We start from the raw sequence: 9,133 nt of genomic DNA, 5'->3' as shown, positions 1-9,133 counted from the left end.
GACGAAATCCGTCTCGCCCGCGTCTCGGACGGCGTGCGCGTCACGGTTGTCGGCCACTCCGCGAGGCTACCGGTCGCCGTTAACGGGTCGGAACCTGCTGCTGGCCGTTGCCGTTACCGGCGTTCGGCGGCGTCGTCGTCTCCGGTTCCGCCGGGACGGCCGGGGCCGGGGTGGTCTGCCGCGGTGCCAGTCCCGGGATCGGGATGGTGATGCCGGGCAGGATCTCCACCGGCGACGGCGTCACGACCACCGGCGGCACGAGTTCCGTCGGCAACTGGAACGTGCTCGACGGCGGCGCCGAGGTCTTGGTCGGTGCGGGCGCCGAATACGCCGGGACACCCGACTGCCCACCGATCGCACCCGGCTTCGGGAACTTCTCGACGTCGGTGTCCTCGAGGGCGCCGTCCATCGTGTCCTTCCAGATGTCGGACGGCAGACCGGAACCGTAGATCATGGCGCCGCCGCTGTTCTCCAGCGCCTGACCGTCGGTGGTGCCGACCCACACCGCCGTGGACAGCGACGGGGTGTACCCGACCATCCAGGCGTCCTTGTTCTTCCCGGTGTCACCGAGCTGTGCGGTACCGGTCTTCGCGGCCGACGGGCGTCCGCCTGCCAGATTGTGTCCACGCGAGTACCCGGCGATCGGCTCCATCGCCGACGTCACGTTGTTGGCGACGTCCTTGTCGATGCGGTCCTCACCGGTGTCGCCGCCGCGGTCGAGCAGCACCGTGCCGTCCGCGCTGACGACCTTCTGCACGAAGTGCGGCGCGTGGTACGTGCCCGACGCGGCGAGCGTGGCGTACGACGACGCCATGTCCAGGACCCGCGACTGGTACTGGCCGAGCACGATGCCGTTGTTCGGCCCGCTGCCGTCCGGCTCGGTCAGCGACGGCCCGACACCGGGGATCTCCTTCGGGATGCCCGCCTTGTGGGCCATGTCGGCGATCGCCTGCGGTCCGCCGTCGAGTTCGAGTTCCTGACGGTAGAAGCTGGTGTTCAGCGACCGTTTCAGCGCCTCGGCGATGGTGCAGGTGCCGCAACCCTCGCCCTCGACGTTGCTGATGGTGATGCCGTTGACCGTCAGCTCCGAGCTGTCGTACATCTGCGACAGCGGGATGCCCTGGTCGAGGGCCGCGGCGAGACCGAACACCTTGAACGACGAACCGGTCTGCAGGCCGGCGTTCGCGAAGTCGTAGCCGCCGCCGTCCTCGCCGCCGTAGTACGCCCGCACCGCGCCGGTCTTCGGGTCGACCGACACGACACCGGTGCGCAGGTTCTCCGGCTCACCCTCCATGTTCGAGCGGACCGAATCCACGGCCGCCGCCTGGGCGACCGGGTCGATGGTGGTGGTGATCTCGAGGCCCTCGGTGTTGAGCAGCTGCTCGCTGATCCCCGCCTCGCCCAGCTCCCGCAGGACCTGGTTCTTGATCAGGCCCTCCGGTCCGGAATCCTGGTTGCCGTTGTCGACCTGAGCGATCGGCACGTACGGCGGGTACTGCATCACCGACCGCGCCGACTGCTGCAGCGTTCCCGCCGACACCATGCCGTCGAGCACGTAGTTCCAGCGCGCCTGCGCGCCCTCCGGGTTGGTCTCCGGGTCGAGCAGCGACGGCAGCTGGATCGACGACGCCAGCACCGCGCTCTCCTCGACCGTCAACTGGTCGACGGGCTTGTTGAAGTACGCCTTCGACGCGGCCGCGATGCCGTACGCACCACGCCCGAAGTAGATGGTGTTCAGGTACGCGGCGAGGATGTCGTCCTTGGACCACTCACGGGCCATCTTCGACGAGATGACGAGTTCCTTCATCTTTCGCGTCAGCGAACGCTCGGAACCGACCATCGTCTTCTTCACGTACTGCTGCGTGATGGTCGAGCCACCGCCGGCGCTGTCCTTGCCCAGCACGTTGTCGCGGGCGGCACGCGCGAAACCGCCGATCGAGAAGCCGGGGTTCGAGTAGAAGTCCCGGTCCTCGGCCGCGAGCACCGCGTCGCGGGTGTGCTTCGGGATCTGGTCGAGCGTCACCTCTGTGCGGTTGCCCTCCGGCGGCACCACCTTGCTCAGCACCGACGTGCCGTCCGACGCGTAGATCGTGGCGACCTGGTTGGTCTTGAGGTCGCCGGGACGCGGAACGTCCTGGACGACGTAGGCCGCCATGAACAGCAGGATCGGGATGATCAGACCCAGCGCGACACACGCGTACGCCGTCCGGCGCACGATCTTCCACCGCGACTTCTTCACAGCCGTCTTCTTTCCACCCTTCGGCGGTTCGCCACCGCGGCCGCCACCGGTCTTGCGACCGTTCGACGGCGGCGGTCCGGGCGGGCGCCCACCGGGGCCCGACTGGTTACGCGCCACCGGGGGCGCACCCGCGGGACGTCCGGGCGGGGGACCGGGACGGCGCGGCGGGGGACCGGGCGGCCTGCCCCCACCCTGCGGCGGCGGACCGGGGCGACGCGGCGGCGGGCCGGGAGGACGGCCACCACCCTGCGGGGGCGGAGGCGGCATCCGTCGCGGTTGGGGGCCGCCCGATCGGCCCGGCGGGGGACCACCCGCAGGCTGTCCGCCGCGGGGTGGTGGACCTCCGGGGCGTCCCTGTGGCGGGGGGCCACTCGGTCGTCTCGGTCCGTTCGGTCGATCACCCGGGGCGTTGCTGCGGGGGGAACTCACGTACAAATCTCCAGTGGTTGTGGACCGGCTTCAGTCCTGCGTTACGTCTGTGGGCATTCTTCGGCCCGCGTCCGTGTTCGGGCGTGTCTACTCGCTCGCGGTGCGACGGCTCGGAGGCCGAGGCCGTGGCGACGACCGCCTGGGCCGTTTCGGTGCGGGCACGGTACCGAGAACATAGGACTGAACCAAATGGTTCCAGCTGCATGTCCGGCACACCTCGACCACGTGAACCGAGAACTCCTCCTGAGTGGACGCAAGACGCACCAACTCCTCGGCCGTACGAGCCGAACCCGACACCGGGCCCAACTTGTCGCCGAAGACCCAGGAAACCAGAGTCAACTGCTCCTTACGGCAGATCGGGCACACCACGTCACTGCCCTTGCCGTGGAACTTTGCGGCACGAAGCAGGTAGGGGCTGGCGTCGCAGACCTCCTTGACACCCGTCCTGCCCGAGTAGACCTCGGCCAGGAGAGACCGGCGCTGAAGCGCATAGTCCACCACCTGCCGCTGTATCCGCACGGAGACCAGAGTACGTGCGTCGCGTTCGGAGAGAAGGGGTCGGTCGAGTGACGCTGGTCAAACACGGTTACCGCACTACGATGCCGATGTGGCCTCAGGACCGTCCTCGCACACTCGCGCACGTGACCTCGACCGGGTCAACGCGTGCAGCCGACTCGACGCCGCGTACGCCGACGGCCAGCTCGGCGCCGCCGAGTACCACGACCGGTCCGCCCAGGCCCTGTCCGCGAAGACCCTGGCCGAGCTGAACCTGCTGATCAACGACCTGCAGCTGCCGTCGTCGGTCACGGAACAGGCACCCGTCCGGAGCCCGGGATCACCCCGCCGCGCGCTGCGGATCGCGGTCGCGTGCGGGGCGGTGATCGCGGTCGGCGCAATCGGTCTCGCGCTCACCGGGCAGGACGGCCCGGACCCCGTCGTCACACCGGTCCCGGCGCAGGTCGAGAAGCCCCTGGTCCAGCCGGAGGTCGCGGTGCCCGCCGTCGAGCCGATCATCGTAGGAGCGGCGCAGCCCCTCACCCAGGACGGGATCCGCGCCCTCTTCGAGCAGTACCGGCAGAAGTTCGGCGACCTCACCGTCCACGAACTGGGGTTGTACGACCAGTACGCGATCCTGTCTCGGACGGCGCTCGACGCCCCCGACAAGGTCGACCGGTACGACTTCCGCGGCGGATTCAAGGCGTCGGGCATCCGCACGCAGCGCCTCCCCGGAACCGGCGAGGTCGACCTCGCCCAGGTCGACGTCCCCGCACTCGTCGCGCTCATCGCCGACGCACCGCGGCTGGTCGGCGTCCCGGACGGCAGCATCGGGCACGTCCTCCTCGCCGACGGCGGCAAGGGACCCGCCATCAACGTGTACGTCTACGACAAGGCCCGGACCGGCGGCGGCTACCTGCGGGCGACCCTCGGCGGCGACGTCTGGCAGGTGAACCCCGCGAACTAGGGGTTTGCGCTCTAAGATCCTCGGGTGGCCAGCCGATACCCGCCGAACACGCGGGCACGTGACATCGATCGAGCCAACACGTCCGCACTGCTCGATGCGGCGTTCGGCGACGGCCAGATCACCAAGGCGGAGCACCGCGCGATGTCCGAACTCGCCTCGGAGGCCCGCACCCTGGCCGACCTGGACGTTCTGGTCGGTGACCTGCAGCGGCCCGCCGACGCTCCGCCGGACGCCCGGCCCCCGCGCGACACCGCCAGGCCCTGGTTCCCGCTCGCCGTAGCCGCGGTCGCCGTCGTGGCGGCGGTCGGCGCCTTCACCCTCGCCGACGGCGACGACGCGGACGCCACCGTGACGCCCGTCGCGCAGCAGATCGATTTCGATGCCGTCGAACCGCTGGTCGTCGCGACCCCGAACCCCGTGTCCCCCGAGGGCATGACGGTGTTCCTCGACCGGTACCGCGCCAAGTTCGGCGACCTGATCGTCGACGACCTCACCCTCTACGAGGGCGGCCACGCCAGCCTCGAACGCGCGCTCCCACTCGAACCGAACCGGATGGTGAGCTACGACTACCGCGGAGGGTTCACCCCGTCCGGAACCCCGACCACCCGGAAGGTCGACACCCCCGTGTTCGACCTGACGACGCTGAACCTGGACAGGATCGGCGGAACGGTCGCGGGCGCTCCGGTGAGCCTGAACGTCCCCGACGGAAAAGTCAGTCACATCTCGTTCCAGACCGACAGCGCCGGCCCCACCGTGTCGATCTACGTGAACAACGAGTTCAGCGAGAGCGGATACATGGAACTCACCCCGTCCGGTGAACCTCTGAGCGTCCGCCCCTTCGGCCGATAGGACGCAGATGCCCAGGACCACACTCGCCGGTATCCGCGCCCGCGACTCCGACCGCGCCGACGCGTGCGGGCTGCTCGACGCCGCCCTCGCCGACGGTCAACTGTCCGCCTCGGAACACGCCGCCCGCACCTCCACGGCGATGCGGGCGAAGACGTTCGACGAACTCGAACGCCTGATCGGGGATCTGCAGATCCCCAGCCGCCTCGCGGCCAGCCCCGTCGTGTCGCCGCGCCGCCGCCGATCGCCCCGGCGATGGGTGTACGCCGCGATCGTCGTTGTCGCCGCGGCCGCCGTCGGCGGCATCGCCGGAGCCGTCGCGAACAGCGACCTCGGCCCGTCGAAATCGGTGCCGAATCTGACCACCGGCGCGGGCCTGCACTTCTTCCTCGAGGAGTACCGCGCCGAGTACGGCGACACCGTCGCCGACGACGTCGGCCTCTACCCGGAACACGCCGTCGTCGACCGGCCTGCGTCCGGCAACGCGAGGCAGTCCGATTCCTACCTCTACGACGGCGAGTTCGACGACTGGGGCAGTTCCTCCAGCCGCGCCGCCGACGAAAGGTCCTTCGACCTCGGCACCGTCGACCAGGTCGCGATCGCCGGACTGCTCGCCGGGGCACCCGAAACCCTGCGCGTCCCCGACGGCGCGGTAGAGATCGTGTCCTTCGGCTACGAACCCGGCTCCGACGACGGACCGCCGACCATCTCCATCCACGTGAAGAACGCCGACGGCGACAGCGGGCACATGGTCGTCGGATTCGACGGCGAGCCGTTCGACATCTACCCGTACGAGGACTGAGCGTCCGGGCGACTGTCCCGCCCCCTCGCAACATCGTCGGCGCTTCCGCGTGCCCGGACCAGGGTCGACAACCTGTGACGGCTTGTCCCATGTATCGAGCGGGCGTATCGTCCTATATATCGGTGCGATATAGTTTTGAATCGCATCACACGGTTAGGTCGGGCGACTCAGGGGGTGGACATGCTCGAATTGGCAATTCTCGGGCTGCTCCACGAGTCACCCATGCACGGATACGAGCTACGCAAACGGTTGACGGGACTCCTGGGTGCTTTTCGCGCCTTCTCGTACGGTTCCCTCTACCCGACGCTCCGACGCATGCAGGCCGACGGTTTGATCGCCGAGGACGCAGGTCCTCCGGGGACCGTCAAGCGTCGCGCCCGCCGCGTCTACCAGCTCACTCCGATCGGCAAGGAGCGGTTCAAGGAACTGGTCGCCGACACGGGTCCGCAGAACTACACCGACGATGGATTCGGCGTTCATCTCGCCTTCTTCAGCCGCACCCCCGCCGAGGCGCGGATGCGGATTCTCGAGGGCAGACGACGCCAGGTCGAGGAGCGCCGGGAGGGGCTTCGAGACGCGATCGGCAGAGCGAGCGGCACGCTGGATCGCTACACCAAGCAGCTCCACCAGCTCGGCCTCGAATCCAGTGAGCGTGAAGTGCGCTGGCTCAACGAGCTGATCGCCGCCGAGCAATCGACAGCAACACCTAAGAAAGAAGGAGAACCCGACCATGGGTGAGAACAGCACCGCGGTGCGCGTAGCCATTGTGGGCGTGGGGAACTGTGCCTCGTCCTTGGTTCAGGGCGTGCAGTACTACAAGGACGCCGACGAGACGGCGACCGTTCCCGGCCTCATGCACGTCAAGTTCGGCAAGTACCACGTGCGCGACGTGCAGTTCGTCGCCGCGTTCGACGTCGACGCCAAGAAGGTCGGATTCGACCTGTCCGAGGCCATCTTCGCCAGCGAGAACAACACCATCAAGATCGCCGACGTCCCGCCGGCCGACGTTCCGGTGCTCCGCGGCCCCACCCTCGACGGCATCGGCAAGTACTACGCCGAGACCATCGAGATCTCCGAGGCCGAGCCCGTCGACGTCGTCAAGGCTCTGAAGGACGCCAAGGTCGACGTGCTGGTCTCGTACCTGCCCGTGGGTTCCGAGGACGCCGACAAGTTCTACGCCCAGTGCGCCATCGACGCGGGTGTCGCGTTCGTCAACGCCCTGCCCGTGTTCATCGCGTCCGACCCCGAGTGGGCCGCGAAGTTCAAGGACGCCGGCGTCCCGATCGTCGGTGACGACATCAAGTCGCAGGTCGGCGCCACCATCACCCACCGCGTGATGGCGAAGCTGTTCGAGGACCGCGGCGTGCAGCTCGACCGCACCATGCAGCTGAACGTCGGCGGCAACATGGACTTCAAGAACATGCTCGAGCGTGACCGTCTGGAGTCGAAGAAGATCTCCAAGACGCAGGCCGTGACGTCGAACCTGACCCGCGACCTCGGTCCGGGCAACGTGCACATCGGCCCGTCGGATCACGTCGGCTGGCTCGACGACCGCAAGTGGGCGTACGTCCGCCTCGAGGGTCGTGCGTTCGGTGACGTTCCGCTGAACCTGGAGTACAAGCTCGAGGTCTGGGACTCCCCGAACTCGGCAGGCATCATCATCGACGCCGTCCGCGCAGCCAAGATCGCCAAGGACCGCGGCATCGGCGGACCCGTCTACCCGGCGTCCGCGTACCTGATGAAGTCCCCGCCGGTCCAGATGGCGGACGACAAGGCTCGCATCGAGCTCGAGGCGTTCATCATCGACGCGGAGTAATCCACACAGCAGTACTGAGCACATAGGTCGCTCAGCTCCCGGGCGAATGCACCTTTCGTCGTCTTCACGGCGACGAAAGGTGCATTCGCCTTTGTGTTCGACTTCTTGTCAGACCCTCCCTCTACGGTGACGCCCAGGATTCATCGAGGGAGGCGTGATGTCCGACAACACTTTCGATCGCGAGATCGACGACGCCTGGACCGAGCTCCAGGACCGTCTGACCGGCTACGTGCACGCGATGGAGGACGACGACGAACTGGTGCTGCAGTCGCAGTACGACAGCGTCGACGAGGGCCTCGTCGAGACCGCCGCGTGTGTGCGGTTCTTCGCCTGGGCCGGCGACAAGGTGCGGTGCGAGGTACCGTCCAACCGCTTCCTGCACCCGGCGCGGGCACTCACCGCGGAGGAGCACGATCGGCTGATCGAACTCGGCTGGAACCGCCCCGACCTGTGCGAGCACGCCGATCAGGGCAACGGTTCCGCGTCGTACTACCTCGACGCCGACCGGGAGGACGCCCACCTGCTGGCGTCGATGACCGTCGCCGTGTTCCGGGAGATCTGGGACCTTCTGCACCCCTCGTTCCTGAAGGCCATCACCGGCGGCCGGGACGAGACCGCCGAGTTCGGTACCGCCGACGTCCCCGCCCAGCTGCGCGACGGCACCGGATTGCGCGACCGTGTCGACGCCGCGGTCGAGGCCATGCTCGAACAGGAGCCGGGCAAGGACGCGGACGGCGACATCCTCGTGTGGGTCGGCGACCTCCCCACGTATGTGCGGGTCATCGAGGAGGACGCCCGGGTCGAGGTGTTCGCGCGCGTAGTCCACACGATCAGCGACCGCACGCGCACGGCGGAGGCGCTCGCCGACCTCAACCGCCAGTGGCCCGACATCAAGTTCCTGCTCATCGTCGACAACGTGGTCGCCGTCATGCGCGTCGACGGATCACCGTTCGTCGCCGATCACCTGGTGTCGGTGTTCCGGATGTTCGAGCATTTCGTGGACACCGTCGACGACGCGTTCGCCGAAAGGCTTGGCGGCAAACTCAATTCCACACCCGACGCCACCGCCGCGTCCGCCGAACACGAATGCGCGGACGAGTTCCCCGCCGCCCTCGTGACCCTGATCCACCTCGACTCCGAGAGCGGCCTCGACCCCGACGACGTCGCGGAAATCTGCGGACGCGACCGCGACACCATCCTCGAATTCCTCCGCCTGTGCTCCGAGCAGGAGATCGAGTGGCGTCACAACGCCGAACTCGCCCGCGAGGAGGAATCCGAAGAGGCCGACATGTGCGAGGACGAGGCAAGGGCGTGGGCGAAGACGAAGGAAAGCCTCCGCGCCGCGCTGCGAGTTGTGGTGCTGCCGCACCGAACTCCGCCGCGCGGCGGGTTCCAGAACCTCGGCTAACCCGGCAACGGGATGATGACGCCCGGCAGGATTTCGATCTGGGTCGGCGCCGGGACGGGTGCGGGCACCGGCGGAACAGGCGGCACCGGGACGGCCGCCGGGGGCGGAACCTCGACGGGCGCGGGTGTGGG

The 9,133-nt window shown here is 68.3% G+C and carries 8 protein-coding genes; 6 read left to right on the top strand and 2 right to left on the bottom strand.

All coding sequences use genetic code 11. The annotated features are described in order from the left end of the window. Positions 1-79: 79 nt before the first annotated feature. Together ACFTZB_RS39055 and ACFTZB_RS39050 are read right to left on the bottom strand one after the other, a co-directional pair. The gene (locus ACFTZB_RS39055) at positions 80-2,356 is read right to left on the bottom strand and encodes a transglycosylase domain-containing protein (protein ID WP_378440294.1); all 2,277 of its coding nucleotides are present in this window, start codon (positions 2,354-2,356) and stop codon (positions 80-82) included. A 399-nt stretch (positions 2,357-2,755) separates the two neighbouring features. Further along, complete coding sequence (locus ACFTZB_RS39050) at positions 2,756-3,187, bottom strand: DUF5318 domain-containing protein (protein WP_072947293.1); 432 nt, start codon at positions 3,185-3,187, stop codon at positions 2,756-2,758. 88 nt (positions 3,188-3,275) lie between these two features. On the opposite strand from ACFTZB_RS39050, the gene ACFTZB_RS39045 reads away from it, so the two are divergent. The 6 genes from ACFTZB_RS39045 to ACFTZB_RS39020 all read left to right on the top strand — a co-directional run bounded on the left by ACFTZB_RS39045 (position 3,276) and on the right by ACFTZB_RS39020 (position 9,002). After that, positions 3,276-4,130, top strand: coding sequence for a DUF1707 domain-containing protein (locus tag ACFTZB_RS39045; protein ID WP_378440291.1), 855 nt, complete (start codon positions 3,276-3,278; stop codon positions 4,128-4,130). A gap of 24 nt (positions 4,131-4,154) precedes the next feature. Continuing rightward, positions 4,155-4,979, top strand: coding sequence for a DUF1707 domain-containing protein (locus tag ACFTZB_RS39040; protein ID WP_378440289.1), 825 nt, complete (start codon positions 4,155-4,157; stop codon positions 4,977-4,979). A 7-nt stretch (positions 4,980-4,986) separates the two neighbouring features. Next, entirely contained in the window at positions 4,987-5,778 is a 792-nt protein-coding gene (locus ACFTZB_RS39035) for a DUF1707 domain-containing protein (protein ID WP_378440287.1), read from the top strand. 180 nt (positions 5,779-5,958) lie between these two features. After that, positions 5,959-6,516, top strand: a complete 558-nt coding sequence (locus ACFTZB_RS39030) for a PadR family transcriptional regulator (RefSeq protein WP_012690437.1) — start codon at positions 5,959-5,961, stop codon at positions 6,514-6,516. Continuing rightward, positions 6,509-7,594 carry an inositol-3-phosphate synthase gene (locus tag ACFTZB_RS39025; protein WP_072947297.1) on the top strand — a complete coding sequence of 362 codons (1,086 nt, stop codon included), beginning with the start codon at positions 6,509-6,511 and terminating at the stop codon, positions 7,592-7,594. The genes ACFTZB_RS39030 and ACFTZB_RS39025 overlap by 8 nt, the downstream gene beginning before the upstream one ends. 157 nt (positions 7,595-7,751) lie before the next feature. Continuing rightward, a complete protein-coding gene (locus tag ACFTZB_RS39020) occupies positions 7,752-9,002 on the top strand; it encodes a hypothetical protein (RefSeq protein WP_378440284.1) in 1,251 nt (416 codons plus the stop codon). Positions 9,003-9,133: the final 131 nt, after the last annotated feature.

The sequence above is a fragment of the Rhodococcus sp. NPDC057014 genome (genome assembly GCF_042673295.1).
Lineage (GTDB): Bacteria > Actinomycetota > Actinomycetes > Mycobacteriales > Mycobacteriaceae > Rhodococcus_F.
The sequence above is the reverse complement of the archived record's forward strand: the minus strand, read 5'-3'. Positions and strand labels throughout refer to the sequence as shown.

What these genes read in the sequence shown, in the direction of transcription:
- ACFTZB_RS39035 (WP_378440287.1), top strand. Translation starts at nt 4,987, where the DNA reads ATGCCCAGGACCACACTCGCCGGTATCCGCGCCCGCGACTCCGACCGC.
- ACFTZB_RS39030 (WP_012690437.1), top strand. Translation starts at nt 5,959, where the DNA reads ATGCTCGAATTGGCAATTCTCGGGCTGCTCCACGAGTCACCCATGCAC.
- ACFTZB_RS39025 (WP_072947297.1), top strand. Translation starts at nt 6,509, where the DNA reads ATGGGTGAGAACAGCACCGCGGTGCGCGTAGCCATTGTGGGCGTGGGG.
- ACFTZB_RS39020 (WP_378440284.1), top strand. Translation starts at nt 7,752, where the DNA reads ATGTCCGACAACACTTTCGATCGCGAGATCGACGACGCCTGGACCGAG.